Origin of the sequence: Demequina lignilytica, from assembly GCF_030418305.1 — a bacterium.
GTDB classification, from domain to species: domain Bacteria; phylum Actinomycetota; class Actinomycetes; order Actinomycetales; family Demequinaceae; genus Demequina; species Demequina lignilytica.
Genome location: NZ_JAUHPX010000010.1, coordinates 45,512 through 72,032 on the forward strand (window position 1 = coordinate 45,512; position 26,521 = coordinate 72,032).

The 26,521-nt window shown below is 72.0% G+C and carries 24 protein-coding genes and 1 tRNA gene; 17 read left to right on the forward strand and 8 right to left on the reverse strand.

Going from position 1 to position 26,521, the window contains the following annotated elements; translation table 11 throughout:
- Nucleotides 1-15: 15 nt before the first annotated feature.
- The 5 genes from QQX10_RS13210 to rhaI form a co-directional block, all read right to left on the reverse strand.
- Nucleotides 16-91: transfer RNA gene (locus QQX10_RS13210), tRNA-Arg, on the reverse strand.
- A 76-nt stretch (nt 92-167) separates the two neighbouring features.
- Nucleotides 168-1,403, reverse strand: coding sequence for an alpha-hydroxy acid oxidase (locus QQX10_RS13215; protein ID WP_301121869.1), 1,236 nt, complete (start codon nt 1,401-1,403; stop codon nt 168-170).
- Between the two features lie 7 nt (nt 1,404-1,410).
- Nucleotides 1,411-2,832 carry a rhamnulokinase gene (locus QQX10_RS13220; RefSeq protein WP_301121804.1) on the reverse strand — a complete coding sequence of 474 codons (1,422 nt, stop codon included), beginning with the start codon at nt 2,830-2,832 and terminating at the stop codon, nt 1,411-1,413.
- Nucleotides 2,829-4,889 carry a bifunctional aldolase/short-chain dehydrogenase gene (locus QQX10_RS13225; RefSeq protein WP_301121802.1) on the reverse strand — a complete coding sequence of 687 codons (2,061 nt, stop codon included), beginning with the start codon at nt 4,887-4,889 and terminating at the stop codon, nt 2,829-2,831. The genes QQX10_RS13220 and QQX10_RS13225 overlap by 4 nt, the downstream gene beginning before the upstream one ends.
- 100 nt (nt 4,890-4,989) lie before the next feature.
- The gene (rhaI, locus tag QQX10_RS13230) at nt 4,990-6,156 is read right to left on the reverse strand and encodes an L-rhamnose isomerase (RefSeq protein ID WP_301121800.1); all 1,167 of its coding nucleotides are present in this window, start codon (nt 6,154-6,156) and stop codon (nt 4,990-4,992) included.
- 227 nt (nt 6,157-6,383) lie between these two features.
- Here rhaI and QQX10_RS13235 point away from each other — a divergent pair, with 227 nt between their 5' ends.
- From QQX10_RS13235 to lysA, 10 genes are all read left to right on the forward strand, one after another.
- Nucleotides 6,384-7,394: a LacI family DNA-binding transcriptional regulator gene (locus QQX10_RS13235; protein ID WP_301121798.1), complete on the forward strand. Its 1,011-nt coding sequence runs from the start codon at nt 6,384-6,386 to the stop codon at nt 7,392-7,394.
- 145 nt (nt 7,395-7,539) lie between these two features.
- Nucleotides 7,540-8,877, forward strand: coding sequence for an ABC transporter substrate-binding protein (locus tag QQX10_RS13240; RefSeq protein WP_301121796.1), 1,338 nt, complete (start codon nt 7,540-7,542; stop codon nt 8,875-8,877).
- A 75-nt stretch (nt 8,878-8,952) separates the two neighbouring features.
- Complete coding sequence (locus tag QQX10_RS13245; RefSeq protein WP_439710131.1) at nt 8,953-9,885, forward strand: carbohydrate ABC transporter permease; 933 nt, start codon at nt 8,953-8,955, stop codon at nt 9,883-9,885.
- Nucleotides 9,882-10,736 (forward strand): carbohydrate ABC transporter permease, encoded by an 855-nt coding sequence (locus tag QQX10_RS13250; protein ID WP_301121794.1) that lies wholly within the window; start codon nt 9,882-9,884, stop codon nt 10,734-10,736. The genes QQX10_RS13245 and QQX10_RS13250 overlap by 4 nt, the downstream gene beginning before the upstream one ends.
- Before the next feature lie 2 nt (nt 10,737-10,738).
- Nucleotides 10,739-13,498 (forward strand): alpha-L-rhamnosidase, encoded by a 2,760-nt coding sequence (locus tag QQX10_RS13255; RefSeq protein WP_301121792.1) that lies wholly within the window; start codon nt 10,739-10,741, stop codon nt 13,496-13,498.
- A gap of 58 nt (nt 13,499-13,556) precedes the next feature.
- Nucleotides 13,557-13,910 (forward strand): hypothetical protein, encoded by a 354-nt coding sequence (locus tag QQX10_RS13260; RefSeq protein WP_301121790.1) that lies wholly within the window; start codon nt 13,557-13,559, stop codon nt 13,908-13,910.
- Complete coding sequence (locus QQX10_RS13265; RefSeq protein WP_301121788.1) at nt 13,907-14,209, forward strand: MBL fold metallo-hydrolase; 303 nt, start codon at nt 13,907-13,909, stop codon at nt 14,207-14,209. The genes QQX10_RS13260 and QQX10_RS13265 overlap by 4 nt, the downstream gene beginning before the upstream one ends.
- A gap of 33 nt (nt 14,210-14,242) precedes the next feature.
- Nucleotides 14,243-14,689, forward strand: coding sequence for an MBL fold metallo-hydrolase (locus QQX10_RS13270; RefSeq protein ID WP_301121786.1), 447 nt, complete (start codon nt 14,243-14,245; stop codon nt 14,687-14,689).
- Nucleotides 14,690-14,698: 9 nt separating this feature from the next.
- On the forward strand, nt 14,699-16,372 hold the full coding sequence (gene argS, locus QQX10_RS13275) for an arginine--tRNA ligase (RefSeq protein WP_301121784.1): 1,674 nt from the start codon (nt 14,699-14,701) through the stop codon (nt 16,370-16,372).
- Nucleotides 16,373-16,374: 2 nt separating this feature from the next.
- Nucleotides 16,375-17,730, forward strand: coding sequence for a diaminopimelate decarboxylase (gene lysA / locus QQX10_RS13280; protein WP_301121782.1), 1,356 nt, complete (start codon nt 16,375-16,377; stop codon nt 17,728-17,730).
- A 73-nt stretch (nt 17,731-17,803) separates the two neighbouring features.
- On the opposite strand, the gene QQX10_RS13285 is transcribed toward lysA, so the two are convergent.
- Nucleotides 17,804-18,655, reverse strand: coding sequence for an NAD(P)H-binding protein (locus QQX10_RS13285; RefSeq protein ID WP_301121780.1), 852 nt, complete (start codon nt 18,653-18,655; stop codon nt 17,804-17,806).
- Nucleotides 18,656-18,754: 99 nt separating this feature from the next.
- Here QQX10_RS13285 and QQX10_RS13290 point away from each other — a divergent pair, with 99 nt between their 5' ends.
- The 5 genes from QQX10_RS13290 to thrB all read left to right on the forward strand — a co-directional run bounded on the left by QQX10_RS13290 (nt 18,755) and on the right by thrB (nt 22,667).
- Nucleotides 18,755-19,138 carry a winged helix-turn-helix transcriptional regulator gene (locus tag QQX10_RS13290; protein ID WP_301121778.1) on the forward strand — a complete coding sequence of 128 codons (384 nt, stop codon included), beginning with the start codon at nt 18,755-18,757 and terminating at the stop codon, nt 19,136-19,138.
- A gap of 81 nt (nt 19,139-19,219) precedes the next feature.
- On the forward strand, nt 19,220-19,345 hold the full coding sequence (locus QQX10_RS13295; protein WP_301121776.1) for a hypothetical protein: 126 nt from the start codon (nt 19,220-19,222) through the stop codon (nt 19,343-19,345).
- Between the two features lie 39 nt (nt 19,346-19,384).
- Nucleotides 19,385-20,671, forward strand: a complete 1,287-nt coding sequence (locus tag QQX10_RS13300; RefSeq protein ID WP_301121774.1) for a homoserine dehydrogenase — start codon at nt 19,385-19,387, stop codon at nt 20,669-20,671.
- 3 nt (nt 20,672-20,674) lie between these two features.
- A complete protein-coding gene (thrC, locus tag QQX10_RS13305) occupies nt 20,675-21,733 on the forward strand; it encodes a threonine synthase (protein WP_301121772.1) in 1,059 nt (352 codons plus the stop codon).
- Between the two features lies 1 nt (nt 21,734).
- Nucleotides 21,735-22,667, forward strand: a complete 933-nt coding sequence (gene thrB / locus QQX10_RS13310) for a homoserine kinase (protein ID WP_301121770.1) — start codon at nt 21,735-21,737, stop codon at nt 22,665-22,667.
- 179 nt (nt 22,668-22,846) lie between these two features.
- On the opposite strand, the gene QQX10_RS13315 is transcribed toward thrB, so the two are convergent.
- Entirely contained in the window at nt 22,847-23,755 is a 909-nt protein-coding gene (locus tag QQX10_RS13315; RefSeq protein WP_301121768.1) for an endonuclease domain-containing protein, read from the reverse strand.
- A 209-nt stretch (nt 23,756-23,964) separates the two neighbouring features.
- Nucleotides 23,965-24,906, reverse strand: a complete 942-nt coding sequence (locus tag QQX10_RS13320) for a trimeric intracellular cation channel family protein (RefSeq protein ID WP_301121766.1) — start codon at nt 24,904-24,906, stop codon at nt 23,965-23,967.
- 36 nt (nt 24,907-24,942) lie between these two features.
- On the opposite strand from QQX10_RS13320, the gene QQX10_RS13325 reads away from it, so the two are divergent.
- Both QQX10_RS13325 and QQX10_RS13330 read left to right on the forward strand, forming a co-directional pair.
- Nucleotides 24,943-25,896 (forward strand): FUSC family protein, encoded by a 954-nt coding sequence (locus tag QQX10_RS13325; protein WP_301121765.1) that lies wholly within the window; start codon nt 24,943-24,945, stop codon nt 25,894-25,896.
- Nucleotides 25,893-26,498 carry a GNAT family N-acetyltransferase gene (locus tag QQX10_RS13330; RefSeq protein ID WP_301121764.1) on the forward strand — a complete coding sequence of 202 codons (606 nt, stop codon included), beginning with the start codon at nt 25,893-25,895 and terminating at the stop codon, nt 26,496-26,498. The genes QQX10_RS13325 and QQX10_RS13330 overlap by 4 nt, the downstream gene beginning before the upstream one ends.
- The last annotated feature ends 23 nt before the right edge of the window (nt 26,499-26,521 follow it).

Below are 26,521 nucleotides of genomic sequence, written 5' to 3' on the forward strand. Positions count from 1 at the left end.
AGCGGGCCTTGTCTGTGGCGCCCCCGACAGGAATCGAACCTGCGACCTACGGTACCGGAAACCGGCGCTCTATCCGCTGAGCTACGGGGGCCCGCCCGGACAGGTCCGGGCCGAACGAGGATACCAGCCGGGCGGGGGGAGGCAGTACCCCGCCCGGCCGGGACCCCCTAGGAGGAGCGCACCGGCACCAGCCGCTGCAGCTGCGTGACGTGATCGGGGTTGAGCTCCGCCACCGAGGCGACGCCCAGGAGCTTCATGGTCCGCACGACCTCGGTGCTGAGGATCTGGATCGCCCGGTCGACGCCCTCGCGGCCGCCGGCCATGAGCCCGTAGAGGTAGGCGCGGCCCACGAGCGTGAAGTCGGCGCCGCAGGCGATCGCCGCGACGATGTCGGCGCCCGCCATGATCCCCGTATCGAGCACGATCTCGGTGCGGTCGCCCAGCTCCGCCGCGACCGAGGGCAGCAGGCGGAAGGGGATCGGGGCGCGGTCGAGCTGGCGCCCGCCGTGGTTGGACAGGACGATGCCGTCGACGCCCCGGTCGACCACGGCCTTCGCGTCGTCGAGCGTCTGGATGCCCTTGACCGCGACCTTCCCGGGCCACTGGTCGCGGATCCACTCGAGGTCGTCGAAGTCGACCGTGGGGTCGAACAGCGAGTCGAGCAGCTCGCCGACCGTGCCGTTCCACTCGCTCAGCGAGGCGAACGTCAGCGGCTCGGTGGTGAGGAAGTTGATCCACCACTCCGGGCGCGGGATCGCGTTGAGCACCGTGGACGGGGTCAGCTGCGGTGGGATGGTGAAGCCGTTGTAGTAGTCCCGCAGGCGCGCGCCCGCGGCGGGGACGTCGACCGTCACCAGCAGGGTGTCGAAGCCGGCGTCGGCCGCACGGGCCATCAGCTGCATCGACTTGTCGCGGTCCTTCTGCATGTACAGCTGGAACCAGTTGCGGCCGTCGGGGTTCGCGTCGCGCACCCCCTCGGGGGCCGTGGTGCCCAGCGTCGACAGGGAGAAGGGGATCCCGGCCGCGCCCGCGGCCGAGGCTCCGGCGCGCTCGCCCTCGGCCTGCATCATGCGGGTGAAGCCGGTGGGCGCGATCCCGAACGGCATCGCGGAGCGGCCACCGAGGATCTCGACGGACGTGTCGACCTGCGACACGTCGCGCAGGATCGCCGGGTGGAACTCGATGTCGCGGAAGGCCTGGCGAGCACGCGCGAGCGACAGCTCCTGCTCGGCCGCGCCGTCCGTGTAGTCGAACGCGCCCTTGGGGGTGCGCCGCTTCGCGATCGCCCGCAGGTCCGCGATCGTGTGCGCCTTCGCGAGGCGCCGCGCGCGGCCGTCGGTCTCGAGCTTCTTGAAGCGCATGAGCGGCGCGAGGTCCGCCGGCCGGGGGATCCGGCGCTCCATCTTCATGTCAGTGACCCTTCGGTTCGAACACTCGTGGCTTGAACGTACGCGCGACCAGGTCGCGCAGCGACTCGAGGGAGCCGGTGATCGCGCCCAGCGCGCGGCCCTGGACCAGCACGTTGCCGATCGCGGTGGCCTCGACGGGACCTGCCATGACGGGCAGGCCCGAGCGGTCCGCGGTGCGCTGGCACAGGAGCTCGTTGAGCGAGCCGCCGCCGGTGATGTGGATCCGGCGCACCTCCTGCGCCGACAGCGCGCCCGCATCGTGCACCGCGTCGGCGAACGCCTGCGCGAGGCTCTCGATGATGCACCGTGCCATCTCCGCCCGCGACGCCGGCACCTGCAGGCCCCGCTCGCCCAGCCATCCCGCGATGCGCCCCGGCATGTCGCCGGGCGGGCTGAACACCGCATCGTTCGCATCGAAGATGTGCTCGCATGCCGGCACGGCGGCCGCCTGCGCGAGCAGCTTCTGCAGGTCGACCGTCTCGCCGTCCCGCTCCCACCAGCGGATGGTCTCGCTGAGGATCCACAGGCCCATGACGTTGTGCAGGAAACGCGTGCGGCCGTCGACGCCGCCCTCGTTGGTGAAGTTCGCGTGCTCGGCGGTCCGGGTGAGGATCGGTGTCTCCGTCTCGACGCCCACGAGCCCCCAGGTGCCGCAGGAGATGTAGGCGCCGCCCGGCTCCGTCATCGGGGTCGCGACCACGGCCGAGGCCGTGTCGTGCGACCCGACCGCGACCACCGGGGTGGCGGCGGCGAGGCCCGTGACGTCGGCGACGTGGGGCAGCAGCGTCCCGATCCGCTCGCCGGGGTGGACGATGCGCGGGAACAGCCGGCGCGGCAGGCCCAGCAGGTCCATCAGCTCGCCGTCCCACTCCTGAGTGGTGACGTCGAGGAGGCCCGTGGTGGAGGCGTTGGTCGCCTCGGCGACCTCCGCTCCCGTCAGGTAGTGGGCCATGAGGTCGGGGACCAGCAGCATGCGGTCCGCGACGTCGAGCATGCCCGCCTCGCGCTCGACCGCGAGCTGGTACACGGTGTTGAACGGCAGGAACTGGAGGCCGTTGCGGGCGTACAGGGTCGAGAACGGGGCCTGGCCGTGGACCAGGTCGACCCCGCGGGCGGTGCGGTCGTCGCGGTAGTGGAAGGGCTCCCCGAGCACGCGTCCGCCGCGCAGCAGCGCGTAGTCGACGGCCCACGAGTCGATGCCGATCGAGGCGATCGACTCGTCCCAGCGCGACGCCGAGCGCAGCCCGTCGAGCACGTGGGAGAAGAGCTGCTGGAGGTTCCAGTGCAGGCCGTCCGGCGTGCGGACCGGCCCGTTGGGGAACCGGCCCACCTGGCGGAGCTCGAGGGTCTCGGGACCCACCTGCCCGACCATGACGCGCCCGGAGGTCGCGCCCAGGTCGACCGCGGCGACCGCCGCCGTCATCGGAGGAAGGCCGCCGCCACGCCGGCGTCCACGGGGACGTGCAGGCCGGTCGTGTGCGTCATGTCGGGGCCGGTGATCATGGCGGCCGCGTTGGCGACGTGCTCGGGGAGCACCTCGCGCTTCAGGATGGTGCGCTGAGCGTAGAACTTGCCCAAGTCGTCCTCCTCGATCCCGTAGGTCTTCGCACGGTTGGCGCCCCAGCCGCCGGCGAAGATGCCGGAGCCGCGGACCACGCCGTCGGGGTTGATGCCGTTGACCTTGATGCCGAACTCGCCGAGCTCGACGGCCAGCAGGCGCACCTGGTGCGCCTGGTCCGCCTTGGTGGCGGAGTAGGCGATGTTGTTCGGGCCCGCGAACACGGAGTTCTTGGACGCGATGTAGACGATGTCGCCGCCCATCTCCTGGGCGATCATCGCGCGGGCGGCCGCCTGGGAGACCAGGAACGAGCCCTTCGCCATCACGTCGTGCTGCAGGTCCCAGTCCTTCTCGGTGGTCTCGAGCAGCGGCTTCGACAGCGACAGGCCGGCGTTGTTGATCACCAGGTCGACGCCGCCGAAGGCGAGCACGGCCTCGTCGATCGCGGCCTGCACGGCGGCCGGGTCGGAGACGTTCGCGGCCACGCCCACGGCGACGTCCGGTCCGCCGAGTTCGGCCGCGGCCTCCTGCGCCTTGGCGAGGTCGAGGTCCGCGATCACCACGCACGCGCCCTCGGCGGCCAGGCGGGTGGCGATGGCCTTGCCGATGCCGGACGCGGCGCCGGTCACGAACGCGACGCGGGTGGCGTGCGACTTGGGCTTGGGCATCCGCTGGAGCTTGGCCTCCTCGAGCGCCCAGTACTCGATCGCGAACTTCTCGGCGTCCGAGATCGGGGCGTAGGTGGAGAGCGACTCGGCGCCGCGCATCACGTTGATCGCGTTGACGTAGAACTCGCCCGCGACGCGTGCGGTCTGCTTGTTGCGGCCGAAGGAGAACATGCCGACGCCGGGCACCAGCACGATCGCCGGGTCCGCGCCGCGGATCGCGGGGGAGTCCTCGGCCGCATACGCGTCGTAGTAGGCCTGGTAGTCCTCGCGGTAGGAGGCGTGCAGCTCCTTGAGGCGGGCGATGCAGTCCTCGACGGGGGCGTCCGCGGGCAGGTCGAGCACCATCGGCTTGACCTTGGTGCGCAGGAAGTGGTCGGGGCAGGAGGTGCCGAGCGCCGCCAGGCGCGGGTGCTCGGCGGAGCTAAGGAAGTCGAGCACCACGTCGGCATCGGTGAAGTGACCCACCTGCGGCGCGTCCATGGACGCGAGACCGCGGATCACGGGGGCGAGGGCGGCGGCCTTGGCGCGACGCTCGGCCTCCGGCAGGGCGCCGTAGCCGGCGAGCGCGGGGCCGAAGGGCTCGGGTCGGCCGTTGGCCTCGATGTACGCGGCGGCCGTGTCGATGATCTGCAGCGAGCGCGCCTCGCACTCGTCGGAGGTCTCCCCCCACGCGGTGATGCCGTGGCCGCCCAGGATGCAGCCGATCGCCTGCGGGTTCTCCGCCTTGATCGCCGCGATGTCGAGGCCGAGCTGGAAGCCGGGACGGCGCCACGGCACCCACACGACGGCGTCGCCGAAGATGCGCTGCGTGAGCTCGGGGCCGTCCACCGCGGTCGCGATCGCGATGCCGGCGTCGGGGTGCAGGTGGTCGATGTGCGGGGCGTCGACCAGGCCGTGCATGGCGGTGTCGATCGAGGGCGCGGCACCGCCGCGGCCGTGGAGGCAGTAGTCGAAGGCCTCGACCATCTCGTCCTCACGCTCGACGCCGGGGTAGGTGTCGACCAGGCCTCGGAGGCGGTCGAGGCGCAGCACGGCGAGCCCGTTCGTGCCCAGCGTGCCGAGGTCGCCGCCGGAGCCCTTGACCCAGAGGAGCTCGACGTCCTCGCCCGTCACGGGGTCGGCCGCGAGGCCCTTGGCGGACGTGTTGCCGCCCGCGTAGTTGGTGTTCTTCGGGTCGGCGCCCAGGCGGTTCGAGCGGGCGATGAGCTGGTCGGCCGTGGTGTGCGATGCGGCCGCGGACGTGGGGACGGTCACGGTGGTGCCTTTCGGGAGGGGTCTGGTGGTGGGGTCGGGACGATGCGGGAGGGCCGCGGGGCGCACGGGCAGGGAGGTGCCGCGCGCCCCGCGGCGGGGCTCAGGCGCCCCAGCCGGCCTGGACTCCGCCGACGCGGTCGGCGGCGATCTGCGCCAGGTAGCCGGAGTCGGCGAAGGCCTTCATCGGGTCGGCGGGCAGGCCGCGCTCCTCACGCCAGGCAGCGAGGTCGGGGCGCACGTCGGTGTAGAACGCGTCCATGAGGATGCCGTTCGCCTTGAGCACGTCGCCCTCGACCTGCGCGGCGGTGAGGGCCTCGCGGTCGACGAGCAGCGCGCGCGCCGTCATCTCCTGGACGTTCAGCACCGAGCGGATCTGGCCCGGGATCTTGTCCTCGATGTTGTGGCACTGGTCGAGCATGAACGCCGTGTCGCCGTCCTTGCCGTAGCCGCCGCCGCGCAGCACCTCGACCAGGATGCGGAACAGCTGGAACGGGTCCGCGGCGCCGACGATCAGGTCGTCGTCCGCGTAGTTGCGCGAGTTGAAGTCGAAGGACCCGAGCTTCCCCAGGCGCAGCAGCTGCATCACGATGAACTCGATGTTGGTGCTCGGAGCGTGGTGACCGGTGTCGAGGCACACGGTCGCGCGGTCGCCGAGCGCGGCCACCTGAGCGTAGGAGGTGCCCCAGTCCGGCACGTCCATGTGATAGAACGCCGGCTCGAAGATCTTGTACTCGAGCACCAGGCGCTGGTGCTCGCCGATCCGGTCGTAGATCTCCTGCAGAGCCTCGGCCATGCGGTCCTGGCGGCCGCGCATGTCGTCCTGACCCGCGTAGTTCGTGCCGTCCGCGAGCCAGATCTTGAGGTCGCGCGACCCGGTGGCGTCCATGATGTCGATGCACTCGAGGTGGTGGTCGATCGCCTTGCGGCGGATGCGGTCGTCCCGGTGCGCCAGGGAGCCCAGCTTGTAGTCCTCGTCCTGGAACGTGTTCGAGTTGATGGTGCCGAGCGCCACGCCCTCGTCCTCCGCGTGCCTGCGCAGCACCGCGTAGTCGTCGACCTTGTCCCACGGGATGTGGAGCGCGACGCTCGGGGACAGGCCCGTGAACTTGTGGACCTGGGCGGCGTCCGAGATCTTCTCGAACGGGTCGCGCGGGGTGCCCGGGGTGCCGAACACCCGGAAGCGGGTGCCCGAGTTGCCGAAGGCCCACGAGGGCAGCTCGATGGCCTGCTCCTCGAGTCGGCTGGCGACGTGGCTGCTGAAGGCCATCGTGTCTCTCCTTCGAGTCCGGCCCGGGGCGGGCCGCGCCGTCGGCGGCGCCCTTGCCCGGGTCAGTGCGGTCACGGCGCATCCGCCGTGTTGAAACGATTCAAACTCTAGGCGCGTGCGGGGCTGCGGTCAAGTCGGGCGCGTGTGGGGCTGCTCCGGCGGGCCGGTGGCGGCCAGCGTGGAAGGTTTCAGTATCCTGGCGGCACCCGGGTCGAGGAGGTGGGACGGTGGCGGTGAGCGTGCGCGAGGTCGCGGCGATGGCGGGCGTGTCCGTCGGTACCGTCTCGAATGTCCTGAACCGACCCGATCACGTCAAGCCCGACACCGTCGAGCGCGTGCACCGCGCGATCGACGAGCTCGGGTACGTGCCGAACGCGGCCGCGCGCCAGCTTCGCGCCGGGCGCAGCCGCGCGCTCGCGCTTGTGGTGCTCGACGTGGCCAACCCGTTCTTCACCGACGTCGCGCGAGGCGCGGAGGCGCGGGCGGCCGAGGACGGCTACACCGTGCTCCTGGCCAACTCCGACGAGTCCCCTGAGCGCGAGGCCAGCCATCTCGAGGTCTTCGAGGAGCAGCGGGTCGGCGGGCTCCTGATCTCGCCGGTCGAGGACGACCTGTCCCGGCTCGAGCTCGCGCGCGACCGCGGCATCCCGGTGGTGCTCGTGGACCGCGAGGCCGGAACGTCCGGCTTCCCGTCGGTCTCGGTCGACGACGTGGCGGGCGGCGCGCTCGCGGCGCGTCACCTGCTCGACCTGGGCCGCCGCCGGCTCGCGTTCGTCGGCGGGCCCCTGCGGATCCGGCAGGTAGCGGACCGCCATCGGGGCGCCTCCGAGGCCGTCGCCGCCGTCGAGGGTGCGAGTCTTCACCTGGTCGGCACCGACGAGATGTCGCTCGACGAGGGTCGGCGTGCGGGCGAGGTGCTGCGCGCGCTCGTGCGCGAGACCGGCATCGACGGGATCGTCGCGGCCAACGACCTGCTGGCGATCGGCGTCGAGCGTGCGCTGCTGTTCGGCCCCGACCCGGTGCAGGTGCCCGACGAGGTGGCGCTGGTCGGCTACGACGACATCTCCTTCGCCGCCTCCGCGGTGGTCCCGATCACCTCGGTGCGGCAGCCGCGCGAGCTGATCGGCTCGACCGCGGTCGAGCTCATCCTCGAGCAGGGGGAGCGTCCGGACCGCGCGACCGCGCGGCACGTGGTGTTCGAGCCGAGCCTCGTGATCCGGGCGTCGACGCAGCCCTGAGGGTGCCGCATCCATGGTTGCTTGACATGTGTATCGTCGGGGAGTTATTGAATCGTTACACGACCACTGGCGGGACCTAGGTCCTCTGTGCTTGAATCGGTTCAACGGCGGAGCAAGGAGGCTTCGCCGCGGATGGAGGACAAGGATGCCTTTCTCTCACCGCCGAGCCGCCTACGGGCTGCCGGCACTGATCGCGGTCTCGGCCCTCAGCCTGGCCGCCTGCTCATCGGGCTCGTCGAGCCCCGACTCGTCCAGCTCGGGCGAGACCACCGACGCCATGGAGCCGGTGGAGCTCTCCTTCCTGGTCGACAACACCGAGACCAGCGTGGGCGTGGTCAACGCGCTCACCGCGGCCTACACGGCTGAGCACCCGAACGTGACGTTCGCGGTGGAGGAGCGTCCCGGCGGCGGTGACGGCGACAACATCGTCAAGACCCGTCTCCAGACCGGCGAGATGTCGGACCTGTTCTTCTACAACTCGGGCTCGCTGTTCCAGGCGCTCGCGCCGACCAGGACGCTGCTGCCGATCGACGACCTGCCGAACGCGGGCGCGATCCAGGACACGTTCAAGGCGGGCGTGACCGCGGACGGCTCGCTCTACGGCGTGCCCGCGGGTACCGCCATGGGCGGCGGCGTCATGTACAACATCCCGATGTACGAGGAGCTCGGTCTCGAGGTTCCCACCAGCTGGGACGAGTTCATGGACAACAACCAGGCGATCCTCGACGCCGGCAAGGTCCCGGTCATCCAGACCTTCGCCGACACGTGGACGTCGCAGCTGTTCGTGCTGGGCGACTTCGCCAACGTGCTCAAGGCCGATCCGGAGTGGGCGGACAAGTACACGGCGAACGAGGCCAAGTACGCGGACGGCTCGCCCGCCATTGACGGCTTCGTGCACCAGCAGGAGGTCTACGAGGCCGGCTACCTCAACGAGGACTTCGCCTCGGCCACCTTCGCGGACGGCGTCCGCATGGTGGCGCAGGGTGAGGGCGCTCACTACCCGATGCTGACCTTCGCGCTCGCCGAGGTCATCGCGAACTCGCCGGACAACGTCGACGACGTGGGCTTCTTCGCTCTCCCGGGCGCGTCGACCGACAGCCCGCTGACCACCTGGCTCGGCGCCGGCATCTACGCGCCGAACACGACCGAGCACGCCGACGTGGTGAAGGACTTCATGAACTTCGTCGCCACGCCCGAGGCATGCGACATCCAGACCGAGGCCGTGGGCGCCCAGGGTCCGTACTTCGTGGACGGCTGCACGCTGCCCGACGACGTCCCGCAGATGGTCGCCGACATGCTCCCGTACTTCGACGCGAACAACACGGGCCCGGCCCTCGAGTTCGTCTCGCCCATCAAGGGCCCTGCCCTCGAGCAGATCACCGTCGAGGTCGGCTCCGGCATCCGCACCGCCGAGGACGGCGCCGCGCTCTACGACCAGGACGTGGAGAAGCAGGCCCAGCAGCTGGGCCTCGAGGGCTGGTAAGCCCTCCGCACCTCACCCATCACGTCTCCGGGTCCCGGCCACGGCCGGGACCCGGAGACCCGGCGGAGCACTCTCATGACCGACACCCTCCCTCGCACCCAGGCCACGCCTCCGGAACCGGAGAGCCCGACCGCGCGGACGCGGCGCGACAAGAAGCGCAGCCCGTACCCGATGTGGTTCTACCTACCGGCGGCGATCATCTACGGCGTGCTCTTCGTGGCCCCCACGTTCGCATCGTTCTACTTCGCGCTGACGCGCTGGACCATCTTCGACTCGGAGTTCATCGGGCTCGACAACTTCGTCACCTTCTTCTCCGAGCCGTACCTCTTCCAGAGCCTGATCCACACGCTCCTGTACGCCGTGATCACCTCGGGCCTCAAGGTGGTCCTAGGCCTGCTCTTCGCGGTGTTCCTGTCGAGCCAGATCATCGCGCGCGGCTACCTCCGCTCGGTGGTGTTCTTCCCGGTCCTGGTATCCGCGGTCGGCGTCGGCGTGACCTTCAGGGTGCTGATGGACCCGTTCGACGGCCTCATCAACAACGTCCTTGCGGGGGTGGGCATCGACGGCCCGGGGTGGCTGACCGATCCTGACCTCGCGCTCTTCTCGGTGGCCTTCGTCGACGTGTGGGCCGGCGTGGGCATCGCCACGCTCATCTACATCGCGGGCATCGTCGCGATCCCGCAGGAGTACTTCGAGGCGGCCAAGGTCGACGGCGCGAGCGCCGTCAAGTCCTTCCGGCACGTGACGCTGCCGCTGATGCGGCCGGCCACCACCACCGTCATCATCCTGTCGCTGATCGGCGGTCTGCGCTCCTTCGCGTTGATCTGGACCATGACCGGCGGCGGCCCCGGATTCAGCTCCGACGTGCTCGCGTCCATGGTCTACAAGCAGTACCAGGCGGGCTTCTACGGACTCTCGACCGCGGGCAACGTGGTCCTCTTCGTCCTGGTCGCGGCGATCGTCATCCCGCTGTTCTGGTTCCTCAACCGCAAGGAGGTCGACCGATGACCACCGCCGCCGGTACCCCCAAGCTCAACCGCACCTACAAGTGGGTGGGCGGGCTCCTCGGCATCGTCGTGACCACCGTCGTGTTCATCGTGCCGTTCGCCTTCATCTTCCTCACCGCCTCGAAGAGCGGTCAGGAGGCCTCGCTGCTCCAGTTCTCGTGGCCCACAGAGTGGCACTTCGTCGAGAACCTGGTCGAGGTCATCCAGGCCCGCGACTACATCCTGGTCACGGCCTTCATCAACTCGACCATCCTCACGGTGGGCTCCGTCACCCTCATGGTCGTGGTCTCCGCGCTGGTCGGCTACGTGCTCCAGCGTCGCAAGAGCCGCTGGAACCCGTTCATCAACTTCCTGGTGCTCGCCGGGCTGATCGTGCCGCCGGCTGTGGTCCCGACCATCTGGGTGATGCAGTCGCTGGGGATCTACAAGACCCTCCACGGACTGATCCTGGTCGAGGTCGCCTTCGGCATGGCGTTCTGCGTGCTCATGTTCCGCGCCTTCGTCGCGACCATCCCCCGGGAGCTCGACGAGGCGGCGATCATGGACGGAGCAGGCCCGCTCAGGCTGTTCTTCCAGGTGATCTTCCCGCTGCTGCGCTCCGTGATCGTCACCGTGATCGTGGTCCAGTCGGTGTTCGTGTTCAACGACTTCCAGAACCCCCTGTACTTCCTGCCGGGAGACAAGGGCGCGACCGTGCAGCTGACCGTCTACAACTTCCTCGGCCAGTTCAACGCGCAATGGAACTTCCTGTTCATGGACATCCTGCTCATCACCATCCCGATGCTCGTGATGTACATCATCTTCAACCGACAGATCGTCGCCGGCATGACCTCCGGCGCAGTGAAGGGGTGACCGTGCCGACCGCCACCAGCGTCAGCGTCCTGCTCGAGAGCGGCACGTTCGGCGAGATCGTGATGACCCGCACCCCGCGCCTGTCGTGGGCGACCGCGACGGACGCGGCCGACTGGGAGCAGGACGGCGCCGAGGTCGAGTGGGACTCGACCGGCGGCGCGCTGATCCGCGAGCTCGCGGGGCCCTCCGCCGCCGCGGTCGCCTGGCCGTTCTCGCCCCTCGCGACCGGGCAGCGCGGCACCGTCCGCGTGCGCGTCCACGCGAAGGCCACGGGCTGGAGCCCGTGGAGCGAGCCCGTTCCTGTCCGATGCGGTGTCACCGACGGCTGGTCCGCCGCGTGGATCGCGCATCCGGGCGCCCGAGCCGAGCAGTGCCCGGTGCGCCTCCGCCAGGCGGTGAGCGTCCGTCCCAAGCTCCGGTCGGCGCTCCTCTACGCCACCGCGCACGGCGTCTACCAGGCCTCGGTCGACGGGATCCCCGTCGACGACGAGCGCATGAAGCCCGGCTGGACCCACTACGGCGACCGCGACACCTACGCGTGCACGGATGTCACGGCGCTCCTCACGGAGGGCACCCACGCGGTCGCGGTCGACCTCGCGGCGGGCTGGTACGCGGAGAAGTTCGGCTTCAACGGGCTCGAGCGGTACATCTACGGCTCGCAGCCCGCGTTCTCCGCGGTGCTGCGGCTCGAGTACAAGGACGGCACCGTCGAGGAGGTCGTCACCGACGGCACCTGGGACGTCACCGACGAGGGCCCGATCCTGTCCTCCGGCATCTACGCGGGCGAGCAGGTCGACGCCCGGCGGCGGGAGCCCGGCGGCTGGGTGCCGGCGGCGGCATCGCCCGTCACGCACGTGCCCGTGCCGCGCACCAGCCCGCCGGTCCGCGTCACGGAGGAGCTGTCGCCCGTCGAGGTGATCCGCACCCCGGGAGGCGCCACCGTGCTCGACTTCGGTCAGAACCTGGTGGGCCGGCTGCGGATCTCGGTCGACGGGCCGGCGGGCACCACCGTCACGCTGCGCCACGCGGAGGTGCTGGAGCACGGTGAGCTCGCGCTCCGACCGCTGCGTCGCGCGACGGCGATCGACCGCTACACGCTCGCGGGCGGCGGTCCGGAGACGTGGGAGCCCCAGTTCACGTTCCACGGCTTCCGCTACGCGCAGGTCGACGGCTGGCCGGGCGAGCTCGACCCCGCGGACGTCACGGCGCTGGTGATCCACTCGGACATGCGCCGGACGGGCGCCTTCGAGTCCTCGCACGGGCTGCTCGACCGCCTTCACGAGAACGTGGTGTGGTCGATGCGCGGCAACTTCCTGTCGATCCCGACGGACTGCCCGCAGCGCGACGAGCGGCTCGGCTGGACCGGCGACATCCAGGTGTTCGCCCCCACCGCATCGTTCCTCCACGACTCCGACGCCTTCCTGTCGTCGTGGCTCGAGGACCTCGCGCTCGATCAGACCTCGGACGGCTCCGTGCCGTTCGTCGTGCCCGACGTGCTCGAGTCCGCGGCGATCGGCACGGCCGCGTGGGGCGATGCGTCGACGCTCGTGCCATGGACCCTCTACCAGCGCTTCGGCGACCTCGACACGCTCGCGCGGCAGTTCCCGTCGATGCGGCGCTGGGTCGACTGGATGGCGTCGCGCACGGGGGAGAACCTGCTGTGGGAGGACGACTTCCAGTTCGCCGACTGGCTCGATCCGACGGCTCCTCCGGACCGCCCCGCGGATGCGAAGGCGGACAAGGACCTGGTCGCGACGGCCCACCTGTTCCGGTCCGCCGATGTGGTCGCCCAGGCGGCGGGCGTGCTCGGGGACGATGCGGCGGCGCAGCACTACGGCGACCTCGCCGCCCGTGTCCGGGAGGCGTGGCTCCGTCAGTACGTGACCGCGTCCGGCCGGCTCATGTCCGACGCGCAGACCGCGTACGCCGTCGCGATCGGCTTCGGGATCGTGGACGACGAGCGTCGCGACGCGATGGGGGCGAGGCTCGCGGAACTGGTCGAGCGGGCGGGCTACCGCATCTCGACGGGCTTCGTCGGCACGCCGCTGATCGCGGACGCGCTCACCGACACCGGCCACGCGGACGTCGCGGGCCGGCTGCTGCTCAACGACGAGAACCCGTCGTGGCTCTACCCGGTCACCATGGGCGCGACCACCATCTGGGAGCGCTGGGACTCGATGCTCGAGGACGGCAGCGTCAACCCGGGCGAGATGACCAGCTTCAACCACTACGCGCTCGGGGCGATCGCGGACTTCCTGCACCGCCGCGTCGCCGGGCTGGCGCCCGCGGCGCCCGGCTACCGGGAGGTCGAGGTCAGGCCGCTGGCGCTCGACGGGCTGGACCGCGCGAGGGCCACCTTCGAGTCGGCCTACGGCACCCACGAGGCCGGCTGGGAGCGGGTCGGCGAGGGGGTGCGGCTCCGCGTGGTGGTGCCGCCGAACACCCGTGCGACCGTGCACGTGCCCGGCGCCGACGCGCCGGTGACCGTGGGGTCCGGGACGCACGAATGGGTCGCCCCCGCGACCGTACGGACCGGAGGAACGGCGTCGTTCTCGGTCGACACGCCCCTGGTCGAGATCCGACGCTCCGACGTCGCCTACGGGGCGGTGCGCGAGGCGCTGATCGCGATGCTCGGTCGGGAGGGCGCGAGCGACCTGCTGCGGACCCTCGAGTGGGGCCCGCGCGGGACCTTCCGGATGCAGGCGCTGCTGCTGCCGCCGGGCGTGGTCGACGCGGTCGATCGCGCGCTCGCCGCGGTCTGACGCGGAACGCGAGGGGCCCGGCCGGAACCCGGCCGGGCCCCTCGCGCGTTCACCTGGCATGCGAACCGTCTCGCTGGCCGGCGCCGTCGCCCTCGCCGCGATGCTGTGCGCGTGCTCGGCCTCCGAGACGGACGTGCGCGACACCCGCGAGCCCGACGCCGTCGGGACGGTCGTGAGCGTCGAGGCCGGCGCGGGCTCGTTCGACGTCGAGTTCGCGCCCGACGCCGGCTACGAGTACTTCGACGGCACCACCTTCGCGTTCGCCGACGGCGGCGCGCTCGAGTCGGCGACGGGGGAGGCGCTCACCGCCTCGGACCTGGCGGTCGGGGACCACCTGGAGGTCTGGGTCGAGTCGTGCGCGGAGTCGTTCCCCGTGCAGTGCCCGGATCCGGTGGGCAGACTGGTGCCGTGACCCCGGTCGAGATCTCGCTGGTCGGCGGCCCCACCGCGGTGCTGCGGTATGCGGGGCTGACCTGGCTGACCGACCCCACCTTCGACCAGCCGGGCGTGTACGGCAACCTCGAGAAGACCGCCGGCCCCGCGTTCGGGCCCGAGCACATCGGACACGTGCACGTGGTGCTGCTGAGCCACGACCAGCACGAGGACAACCTGGACCGCTCCGGCCGGGCGGCGCTCGCGGAGGCGGGCCACGTGCTCTCCACGCCGTCCGCGGCGGACCGGATCCCCGGCGTCACCGGTCTGAAGCCCTGACACAGCGTCTCGGTCCTGGGCCATCACGCGCCCGTGACGGTGACCGCCGTCCCCGCGCAGCACGGCCCCGACGCGGTGGCCGAGCAGCTGGGCGACGTCACCGGCTTCGTGCTCGAGGCGCCCGGCTGGCCGACCCTGTACTTCTCCGGGGACAACTCGGAGACCGCGGTGGTCGCGCGCGTCGCGCGCCGCTTCCCCGACGTCGAGATCGCGCTCGTGTGCGCGGGCGCCGCGCGGGTCGCGCGCCTGGACGATGCGCTGCTCACCCTCGACGCCGCGCGCACGCTCGAGGTGGCCGGGCTGTGGCCCGCCGCGACGGTGGTGCCGATCCACGTCGACGACTGGGCGCACTTCTCCCAGCCCCGCCACGACCTGCGCGAGGCGGTGCGCGACGCGCCTGGTCGGGACCGCATCGTCCTGCTGGAGAAGGGCGCCTCGACCCGTCTCCCGCGCGCGAGCGCGGCCCTCCTGCACGCCTAGACTGGACGGGTGACACCCGAAGAGCTCTCCGCCACCATCCGCACGTGCCTGCTCGAAGGCATCGACGACTCGGACTTCCAGCTGTCCCCGTTCGACGTCCCGGAGGTGCGCGTCGAACGCCCCCGCCAGCGCGAGCACGGCGACTGGGCCACCAACGTGGCGATGCAGCTCGCGAAGAAGGCGGGCTCGAACCCGCGCGACTTCGCCGCCACGCTCGTCGAGCGGCTCGCCGCCGTCGAGGGCATCGACTCCGCGGAGGTCGCGGGCCCCGGGTTCATCAACATCCGCCTGGCGGCCGACGCCGCCGGCCTGCTCGCCAAGGGGATCGTCGACTACGGCAAGGACTACGGCCGGGGCGAGTCGCTCACGAGCCACACCGTGAACCTCGAGTTCGTCTCCGCGAACCCGACCGGTCCCGTGCACCTGGGTGGCGCCCGCTGGGCCGCCGTGGGCGACTCCCTCGCCCGGCTCCTCGAGTTCCACGGCGCGACGGTCATCCGCGAGTACTACTTCAACGACCACGGCGTGCAGATCGACAACTTCGCGCGCTCGCTCGTCGCGGCGATCCTCGGTGAGGACACCCCCGAGGACGGCTACGGCGGCGACTACATCCAGGAGATCGCCAACCAGGTGCTCATCCAGGCCATGGAGGTGGGGGAGAGGGACCCGCTCGAGCTGCCCCGCGAGGAGCTGCAGGAGTTCTTCCGCGCCCGCGGCGTGCACCTGATGTTCGACCAGATCAAGGAGCAGCTGCACGACTTCGGCGTCGACTTCGACGTCTACTTCCACGAGGACTCGCTCCACAAGTCGGGCAAGGTCGAGAAGGCCGTCAAGGAGCTCAAGGAGTCGGGTGCGCTGTACGAGGCCGACGGCGCCTGGTGGCTCCGGTCGACCGATCATGGCGACGACAAGGACCGCGTGGTGATCAAGTCGGACGGCCATCCCGCGTACATCGCCGGCGACATCGCGTACATCCGCGACAAGCACGAGCGCGGCGCCGACCGCTTCATCTACCTGCTCGGTGCCGACCACCACGGCTACATCGCCCGCCTCAAGGCGGCCGCCGCGGCGCTCGGCTACGACCCCGACGCCGTCGAGGTGATCATCGGCCAGCTGGTCAACCTGGTGAAGGACGGCCAGCCGGTGCGCATGTCCAAGCGGGCCGGCACCGTGGTCACGCTGCTCGACCTGGTCGAGGTGGTGGGCGTCGACGCCGCCCGCTACGCGCTCGCGCGCTCGAGCGCGGACTCGACGCTCGACATCGACCTGGACCTGCTCGCCTCGGCGACCAAGGAGAACCCGGTCTTCTACGTGCAGTACGCGCACGCCCGGACCGCCGGCGTCGCCCGCAACGCCGCCGAGTACGGCATCCACCGCGAGGACGGCTTCGACCCGTCCGCGCTCACCCACGAGACGGAGTCCGTGCTGCTCGGCGTGCTGGGCGAGTTCCCGCGCGTGGTCGCGCAGGCCGTCGAGTTCCGCGAGCAGCACCGCGTGGCCCGATACCTCGAGGACGTCGCCGCGGCGTTCAACCAGTGGTACGACCGCACCCGCGTCACCCCGCAGGGCGACGAGGAGATCACCGACCTTCACCGCACCCGCCTGTGGCTCAACGACGCCGCGGGCCAGGTGCTCCGCAACGGCCTCCACCTGCTCGGTGTGAGCGCGCCCGAGAGGATGTGACCATGAGCGCCACGGCAGCCCCCCACGCAGTGTTCTCGCACACCGTCGAGCGGGGGGAGGACGGGGCGCTCAGCGTCGGCGGCGTCGACGTCCGCGAGCTCGCCGGCCAGTACGGCACCCCGCTCTACATCATCGACGAGCAGGACATGCGCGACCGCGCCTGCGCGTTCCGCGACCAGTTCGCCACCGCGTTCGGCCGCCACGGCGCCGAGGTGGACGTCTACTACGCGTCGAAGGCGTTCCTGTCCTCGAAGGTGGCGCGCTGGATGCGCGCCGACGACCTCTGCATGGACGTCGCCTCCGGCGGCGAGCTCGAGATCGCGCTGCGAGGCGGCATGCCCGCGGCGCGGCTGGGCCTCCACGGCAACAACAAGTCCGACGCCGAGCTGCGCCGGGCCCTCGAGGTGGGCGTGGGGCGGATCATCGTCGACTCGTTCACCGAGATCGAGACGCTCGACGCGATCGCGCGGGAGATGGGCACGGTCGCCCCGGTGCTGGTGCGCGTCACCACCGGCGTGCACGCGGGCGGCCACGAGTACATCGCCACCTCCCACGAGGACCAGAAGTTCGGCCTCTCCCTCGCCTCGGGCGCGGCGTTCGAGGCGCTCCTCGAGTGCCACGACGCCGAAGGGATCGACCTGCGCGGCATCCACACCCACATCGGATCCCAGATCCTGTCGCTCGCGGCGTTCCAGGAGAGCGCGGAGCGCATGCTGGGCCTGCGCGCGTCGTTCCTGATGGAGGCGGGCGTCGAGCTCCCGGAGGTGGACCTCGGCGGCGGCTACGCGATCCAGTACACGCCGCACGGCGAGGCGCTGAGCCCGCACGATGCGGCCTACGGCATGGCGGACGCGGTCGCCGCCGCGCTCGCCAAGGTCGGCGGCTCCTGGCCGCACTTCAGCATCGAGCCCGGACGGGCGATCGCGGGCCCCGCGGGCATGACGCTCTACCGCGTGGGCGTGGTCAAGCACGTCGCCCTCGATGACGGCGGCGAGCGCCAGTACGTCGCTGTCGACGGCGGCATGAGCGACAACATGCGCACCATCACCTACGGCGCGGAGTACACCGCGACCGTCGCGTCGCGGCTCTCGGACGCGGAGCCCGCCCTGTCGCGCGTGGTCGGCAAGCACTGCGAGAGCGGCGACATCGTCGTCCGCGACGTCGAGCTGCCGCACGACATCGCGCGCGGCGACCTGCTCGCGGTGCCCGCCACCGGCGCCTACGGGCGCGTGATGGCGCACAACTACAACGCGATGCTGCGGCCTGCCGTGGTCTCGGTCCGCGACGGCGAGTCGACGGTGCACATCCGCCGCGACACCCTCGAGGACCTCTTCGCCTGGGACGTCGCGCCGGACTGAGTCCGCATCGTCCCGGACGGGACGAGGCCCGCGCCCCCCAGGGGGTCGCGGGCCTCGCGCGCGGTGCGGAACGTCAGACGGCGGCCTTGACCGCGGCCTCGAGCGAGGTCGGCGCACGGCCGATCAGCTGGACCAGGTCCGTCGAGCCGGTCTGCAGGTCGCCCTGGGCGATGGACGCGTCGATCGAGGCCCAGAAGCCCGCGGTGCCCTCGTCGAGGCCCGCCTCCACCATGCCGGCGGCGAGCTGGTCGACGGTGACGTTGGTGTAGGTCACCTCGGTGCCCGACGCGGCGGTGACGGTCGCCGCGAGGTCCGCGAGAGTGAAGTCGACGCCGGCGAGCTCGTAGACCGGCTTGACCGCGTCGGCGGTCACGGCGGCCGCGGCGGCCTCCGCGAAGTCCTGGCGCGTCGCGGCCGAGATCACGGCCCCGTCGGTCGCGCCGACGATCGCGCCACGCTCGACGTAGCCGGGGACCTGGCCCGTGTAGTTCTCGATGTACCAGGAGTTGCGCAGCGCGACCGTCTCGATCGGGGAGGCGGTGAGGCGCTCCTCGGTGGCGAGGTGCTCGGGTGCGAGCGCGTTCGAGGTGGTGTCCGCCTTGAGGATCGACGTGTAGACGATCCGCGACACGCCGGCCGCCTCGGCGGCCTCGATCACCGCGACGTGCTGGGGAAGACGCCGGCCGGGCTCCGAGGCGGACACGAGGACCAGGCGGTCGACTCCCTCGAGCGCGGTGGCCAGGGTCTCCGGCCGGTCGTAGTCGGCCTCGCGGGTGCGCACGCCCAGGGCGGCGAGCTCCTCGACCTTGTCGGTGTCGCGGGCCAGCGCGACCACGTCGAACGGGGAGAGGTGGAGGTCGAGCAGGGCGCGGACGATCTTCTCGCCCAGCTGGCCCGAGGCTCCGGTGACGGCGTACGTGGTCATGGTGATCCTTTCGAGACGCGGGGCGGTCTGCCCCTCCGACGCCCATACTAACTAAACGAAAGCGCTATCCATTCCACAGCGTTCACGTATCCTGAGCGCATGACCGAGGAGACCGGGCCGGACCAGGAGCTGATCGCGAACGTGTTCGCGCGCGGCTGCTCCTCGCGGGCAGCCTTCGAGACGGTCACCGGACGGTGGGCATCGCTGGTGCTGCTCGCGCTCGCCGACGGGCCGCACCGCTTCGGAGAGCTGCGCCGCCGGGTCGAGGGCGTGAGCGAGAAGATGCTCTCCCAGGCGCTCCACGGGCTCGAGCGCGAGGGCCTGCTGGTGCGCACCGACCATGGCACCCTGCCGCCGCGGGTGGACTACGCGCTCACCGAGCTGGGCGCGGACATCGCGGGGCGCCTCCGCGCCCTGGCCGACCTGCTGGAGGGCGCCGTGCCCGAGCTCGACGCCGCCCGCGCGGCGTACGCGCGCGACTGAGCCCCCGCATCGTCCTCTCTCCGGTGGCGGGCCCCGCCCGCGCGCGGTTGACTGGAGGGCGACGCGCAAGGAGGTGCGACCGTGACCGTGCAGCCCGAGCCCGACAAGAAGCCGAGCATCTTCGACCACGTGGAGGAGGAGGTGTGGGACGAGCCCGACGACGACCCGGGCGAGGCCGGATCCCCCGCCGAGGGCCCCATCATCTGACGCCCGGGCGCGCACGGCGCTCCCGGTAGAGTGGGGGCCGTGTCTGACCCCCTCAAGCCCGTCTCCATCGCCATCCTGGGCCCTGGCACCGTCGGCTCCGAGGTGGTGCGCCTCCTGACCGCGCAGGCCGAGGACCTCGCCGCGCGCGTGGGCGCGCCGCTCGAGATCGCGGGCATCTACGTCCGCGACACGTCGAAGGATCGCGGGCCGAACATCCCGCGCGCACTGCTCACCGACGACGCGTCGGCGCTCGTCGCGAAGGCCGACGTCGTGGTCGAGCTCATGGGCGGCATCGAGCCGGCGCGCACGCTGATCCTCGAGGCGATCGCCTCCGGCGCCTCCGTGGTGACCGCCAACAAGGCGCTGCTGGCGCAGCATGGGCCCGAGCTCTACGAGGCCGCTGACGCCGCCAACGTGGACCTGTACTTCGAGGCGGCGGTCGCCGGCGCGATCCCCCTGGTGCGTCCGGTGCGCGAGTCGCTCGCCGGCGACCACATCTCGCGGATCCTCGGGATCGTGAACGGCACCACCAACTACATCCTCGACGAGATGACCATGCGGGGGCTGGACTACGACGTCGCGCTGAAGCAGGCGCAGGAGCTCGGCTACGCCGAGGCCGACCCGACCGCCGACGTCGAGGGGCACGATGCGGCGGCCAAGGCCGCGATCCTCGCCTCCCTCGCCTTCCACCAGCGGGTCGCGATGGACGACGTCTACTGCGAGGGCATCTCCGCGGTCACCTCCGAGGACGTGATCGCCGCGCGCGAGACCGACCAGGTGATCAAGCTGCTCGCGATCGCGGAGCGCACCGCCGACGGCGTCGCCGTGCGCGTCCACCCCGCCCTGGTGCCCATGACGCACCCGCTCGCGGGCGTGCACGGCGCCTTCAACGCGGTGTTCGTCGAGGCGGAGTCCGCCGGCGGGCTGATGTTCTACGGCCAGGGCGCCGGCGGCACGCCCACCGCGTCGGCGGTGCTGGGCGACCTGGTGTCCGTGGCGCGCCACAAGGCGAGCGGCGGCAAGGGCCCGCACGAGTCGAACTACGCGGAGCACGAGGTGCTGCCGATCGAGGCGGCGCTGACGCGCTACTGCGTGCGCATGTCCGTCGAGGACCGCCCGGGTGTGCTGTCCGCGGTCGCCGAGGTGTTCGCGCGCCACGACGTCGGGATCGAGATCGTCCGACAGGTGCCCGGTCAGACCCACGCGGGGCTGATCCTGTCGACGTACTCCGCGCCCGAGCGCGATCTGCGCGCGACCGTGTCCGACCTCGAGGCGTCCGACGCCGTCGCCGAGGTCAAGTCCGTGCTTCGTATCGAGGGGGAGTAAGCCGTGGCGCACGTGTGGCGCGGGATCATCCGCGAGTACCTGGACCGTCTGCCGTTCTCCGCGGAGGACCGGATCGTCACGCTGGGAGAGGGCGGCACGCCGCTGGTGCCGGCGCCGTCGATCTCGGCCGAGGTGGGCGCGGACGTGTTCGTCAAGGTCGAGGGCATGAACCCGACCGGCTCCTTCAAGGACCGCGGCATGACCTCCGCGATCACGCAGGTGGTCAAGGACGGCGACCACACCGTGGTGTGCGCCTCGACCGGCAACACCTCCGCGTCCGCGGCGGCCTACGCGGCGCACGCGGGGCTGCGCTGCGTGGTGATGATCCCGCAGGGCAAGATCGCCGCGGGCAAGATGGCGCAGGCGATCGTGCACGGGGCCGACCTGGTGCAGGTCGACGGCAACTTCGACGAGTGCCTCGACATCGTGCGCGAGCTCTCGGAGTCCTACCCGATCGCCCTGGTGAACTCCGTCAACCCGTACCGCCTGCAGGGGCAGAAGACCGCGGCGTTCGAGATCGTCGACCAGCTGGGCGACGCCCCCGACATCCACATGCTGCCGGTGGGCAACGCGGGCAACATCTCCGCGTACTGGATGGGGTTCAAGGAGGCCGTCGAGGGTGGCAGCGCCACCCGCACGCCCAAGATCTGGGGAGTCCAGGCGGCCGGGGCAGCGCCCTTCGTGGCCGGGCACCCGATCAAGGACCCCGAGACGGTCGCGACCGCGATCCGCATCGGCAAGCCCGCGTCCTGGGACCTCGCCGTCGCCGCGCGCGACGAGTCCGGGGGCTGGATCCGCGCCGTCTCCGACGAGCAGATCCTCAACGCGCAGGCGCGCCTCGCGGCCGACGTCGGCGTCTTCGTCGAGCCCGCCTCCGCGGCGCCGATCGCCGGGCTGCTGGCCGCCGCCGCGCTCGGCGAGGTGCCGCGGGGCGCCACGATCACCTGCACCGTCACCGGCAACGGGCTCAAGGACACCGCGACGGCGCTCGCCGGACGCGAGGTCGAGCCGCTCGTCATCCCCGTCGATGTCGAGGCCGCCGCCGCGGCGCTGGGGCTCTGACATGCGCCTGGCCGCCGACCACGTCCGCGTGACCGTGCCCGCGACCGCGGGGAACCTCGGTCCGGGATTCGACGCGCTCGGGATGGCGCTCGGGGTGGTCGACGACCTGGAGGTGCGGGCCGTCGCCTCCGCCTCCGTGGCCATCGAGATCGAGGGCGAGGGGGCCGACTCGCTCGCACGCGACGAGTCCCACCTGGTGGTGCAGGCGCTGCGCGCCGCGCTCGACCACGTGGGCGCCTCGCAGACCGGCCTGCACATCCGTGCCGTGAACCGGATCCCGCATGGCCGGGGCCTCGGCTCGTCGGCCGCGGCGGTGGTGGCGGGCGTCGTCGCCGCGCGCTCGCTGATCGCCGAGCCCGAGGCGCTGCCGCCGTCCGAGGTGCTCCGCCTCGCGAACGCCTTCGAGGGCCATCCGGACAACGCCGCCCCCGCCATCTACGGCGGTGCGACCGTCGCGTGGAAGGACGCCGACGGCGCGCACGCCCGCGCGCTCACCGTGTCCGACGAGCTCGAGACCGCCGTCCTGATCCCGTCCTCCGTGCTGCCGACCAAGCAGGCGCGCGCCGTGCTGCCGGCGAAGGTGCCGCACGTCGACGCCGCCTTCAACGTGGGCCGCGCGGCGCTGCTGGTCCACGCGCTCGCCGGGTCGCCGGAGGACCTGTTCACGGCGACGTTCGACACGCTCCACCAGGGCTACCGCGCCGACGTGCTGGGACCCGCGACGCTGATGGTCAAGACGCTCCGGGACCGCGGCCTCGCGGCCGTGGTCTCCGGCGCCGGCCCGTCGGTGCTGGTGCTCGGAACCGGACTCGCGGAGGTCGGGCTCGAGTCGGGGACCCCGGACTGGCTGCAGGGCATCGGCGGCGACTCGTGGCGGGTGGTGCACACCACCAAGCGGGTCCCGGGCGCGCAGGGCGTCCGCCTGCAGAGCTGATCTGCCCCCACTAGCCCACCCCTCCCGGCCCACCCGCCCCTCCCGCCCCGCGGCCCTGGCCGGCCCACCCACCCCGCGGCCCGCGGCCCTGGCCGGCCCACCCACCCCGCGGCCCTGCCGGCCCACCCGCCCGGCGGCCCATGAAGCGAATCGTGTCGCTTGAGGACCGGTATCGACTGCTAGGAAGCGAATCGTGCCCGTGCGCGCAGTGCAGCGCGCACGGTCTCGCGGCACCACTCGGGCCGACGCGTGATCTGCGCGTAGGTGAAGTGGAGCGTGGAGATCCCGAGCGTCGCGAGGTCGGCGTCCCTCTCCGCGTCGGCCTCGCGCTGCTCGCCTGCGAGGTGGTACCGCGACCCGTCCAGCTCGACCGACGTCATCGTGGCGGGATCGAACATGTCAAGGTATCTGCGCTTCCCCCGTGCGATCACCGCGTGCTGACGGACGAACCGCCGGAACTCCGCTCCCGTGAACACCTTGGTGAACGCCTCGTGCTCGAGCCACGAGTGCACGCCCGACTCGAATGCGGCGATCACGTTCTCCAGCCCGGCTCGGTCTCGGATCCGCTGCCGAGCTCCGGCGCCCTCGCGGAGCTGGTGCGCGGTCAGCGCGCGACGCTGGAGCGCGGTCAGCACCGCGCCCACCCGCCGGTCCATCGGGCCGCGTGACCAGGCGTCGAGGGAGGCTTCTGTGATCCACGCGATGTCGAGCTCGCCGATCGCGGTGGACCCGGGCGCCGTGCCGGGCTGGAAGGTGCGCAGCCACGAGGTGCCCTCGATGCGCCGGCCACGCGCCGCGGCCACGAGGATCTGGCGTGGCGGCCGGTCGACGACGCCCCGCAGGAACAGTGCGCACTCGCCGGTCAGCACTCCGCGCGTCGCGGTCATCGCTGCGTGCGCGCGCGGCACGGTCGCGAGCTGGTGCGGCGCCGAGACGTACCGACCCGGGAGCACGGCGACCACCTCGCCCGCAGCGATCGCCGTCCGGACGGTGCGGGCGGAGGTCAGCGCGCTCAGCTCGGCGCGGGTCCATGAGCGGTCCCCGCGGTGGACGACCGGTGGGAGGCGGCCTGGGAGCTGACGTGGCATCGCGTCAGGATGCTGGTCAGGTCAGGTGATAGGGGCCTCGGCATCGAGATCTGTGGAGGAGCCGGCACAGAAGTCTTCATGGGGACGATGCGAGGGTTCAGATCGACACGATCCGCGTCATGAGCGGGGGTGGGTTGGAGGGCGGGGGAGGGATGGGGGGCGGGTTGGGGGGCGGGGGAGGAGGGGACTGGGGGCCGGGCTCGGGTCCTTCAGGCTCCCGCCTTGTCCTCCGGGTCCGGCTCGTCCGCCTCGACCGACGCCGCCCATTCCTCCGAGGGCGAGGCGTGGCCCAGCCCTGGCGCGTACTCGTCGATGATGAGCGTCTCGGTGGGCGGGCCGGAGTCCAGCGGCTCCTCGGCCTCCTCCCAGGCCGCGGGCTCCTGCGCCGCCTGCGGCTGCGGATGCGCGAGCGTCACCGCCGCGAGCGAACCGGTCGCGGGGCTCAGGTCGCCGACGCCCTCGGGCAGCGTGCCGTCCTTGCGCGCCCGGCGGAACGCCCGCCGCATCTTCAGCTCGTACGCGTGCTTGCGCGGCTGCGGGACGTTGACGTGGAGCAGGGGCCCGGACAACCGGATCAGCACCGCCACGGCCGTCGAGATCACGAGCGTCACGATCGGCTCCGTGGGCCGCGCGAGCAGCACGTACGTGATGCCCGCGCCCAGGCCCGCGATCGCGTTCGGCGGGCCCATGTACATGATCGACGAGGGTCTGCCCTGGAGCACGTCGCACAGCATCAGCCCTCCCACCGAGGCGATGGTGCCGATCACGACCGCCGGCAGCCACCGCACGCCCGCAAGAAGGGCGGTGTTGACGCCGACCACCGCGAACACGCCGATGATGATCGAGTCGAGCCACCACAGCAGCCGGCCGAGCTTCCGCAGGTAGTACAGGAACAGCATCCCGACGCCGGCGGCCGCCCCGGCCGCGATGAAGTAGGACGGGTCGCGCAGCGACTGCGGGGGGAGCCGTCCGAGCAGGATGTCGCGGATGATCGCACCGCCGAAGCCCATGGCGGCCGAGAGGGTCAGCACGCCCACCAGGTCCGTGTGCTCGTCCTCGCCCGCGCGGATCGCACCGCCGAGCGCGCCGATGAAGACGGCGGCGACGTAGATCCACTGGGGCATGTCGATGAGATCTGCTGCGACGATCACGGCACGAGCCTACGGGCGCGGCCCTAGGCTCGTCGCATGGGATCCCCGCGGACAGCTCTGGTGCCCCCGATGCCGGCGGTGCGGCTCGCCTCCACGGTGGTCGGCGTGCTCGTCGCAGTTGCCGTCGCGGTCGGGCTGGTCGCGGGCGTCGGCGCCGGGGTCGGCGCCGCGCTGGGCGGACTGACCGTGGTGATGGTGTCGCTCATGAGCGGACCGCGCTGGCATGCGGTCGCGCTCGGCGCGGCCGTCGGCGTCATCGCGGCGCTCGCGACGCTCGCGAGGGACGATGCGCTGCTCCTGGGCGTTCTGACCGCCGTCGCCGCGGCGGTGACGCTGCCCGTGGTGCTGCGGTACGGCCCGGTGTGCGGCACTGCGCCGGTGGTGGCCGCGGTCGCGGGGACCGCGGCGGCCGAGATCGGCCCGTGGGCCGCGGCGGTGGGCGTCGTGGTGGCCGCGGTCGCGGTGCCGCTGGCGCTCGCCGCCCTCGGGCTCGCGCGCCTGCCGGCCACCCCGCTTCCGCGTCGCACGACCGCGGCCTACGTCGCGGCGCTCGCCCTCGGGTCGGGGGCGGCGATCGCGATCGGGAGCGCCCTCGAACTCGAGCACGCGCTGTGGCTGGTGGTCGCGCTGAGCGCCGTGCTCGTGCCCGTGAGCGGCGAGACCACCTCGCGTGCGCGCCGCCGCGTGATCGGCACGGTGCTGGGCACGCTCGCCGGCGCCGTCCTCGCGTCGTTCCTGCCCACGTGGCTCGGGATCGCGCTGGCGGTCGCGGCGGCCGTCGGCGGCCTGGCCTGGAGCATCGCCAAGGACGAGATCCGCGGCTCGGCCTTCACCGCCGCGGTGATCGTGCTGCTGGCGGGCGCCGCGTCGACCGCCGGGGCCTGGGATGCGGCGCTGCAGCGGATCGGCCTCACGGTCATCGGGGTGGTCGTGGCGATCGCCCTGGCCCTGCTCATCGCGCGAGTCGAGCGGGAGGAGGAGGCGCCGTGACCATCCGGCCGGCCGCGCCCACGGACCACGACGCGATCGCGCGCGTCTGCCTCCTCACCGGCGCCCAGGGCGGCGATGCGACCGGACGCTTCGGCGACGACTCGTCGTTGAGCGACGTGTACGCGACGCCCTACCTCCACGGCCCCGGTGCCTTCTGCCTGGTCTGGGACGTCGATGGCGAGGCCCGCGGCTACGTGCTCGGCGCGGCGGACACGGGGGCCTTCCAGGACTGGTTCGTCGCCGAGTGGTGGCCGCACGTGGGCCCCCGGCACGTCGCGCGCACCGCCGCGGACGCGTGGCTCCTGCCCTCTGCGGCCGACCCCGGCCGCATGCTGATCCCGCAGCTCGCCGACTACCCGGCGCACCTGCACATCGACCTCCTTCCCGATCAGCAGGGCAGGGGCGCGGGCCGCGCCCTGATCGACGCCGCCTGCGCCCTGCTCGCGGAGCGCGGCGTGCCGGGCGTCCACCTGGTCGCGGAGCGTGCGAACCGAGGCGCGCAGGCCTTCTACCCGCGCGTGGGCTTCCGCGCGGTGGGCTGGGACGATGCGACGGTCACCTTCGCTCGGACCCTCCCGGGCGACCCGCCGGTTGCGAAGTGAGCACTCACTCACTTACGATGCGC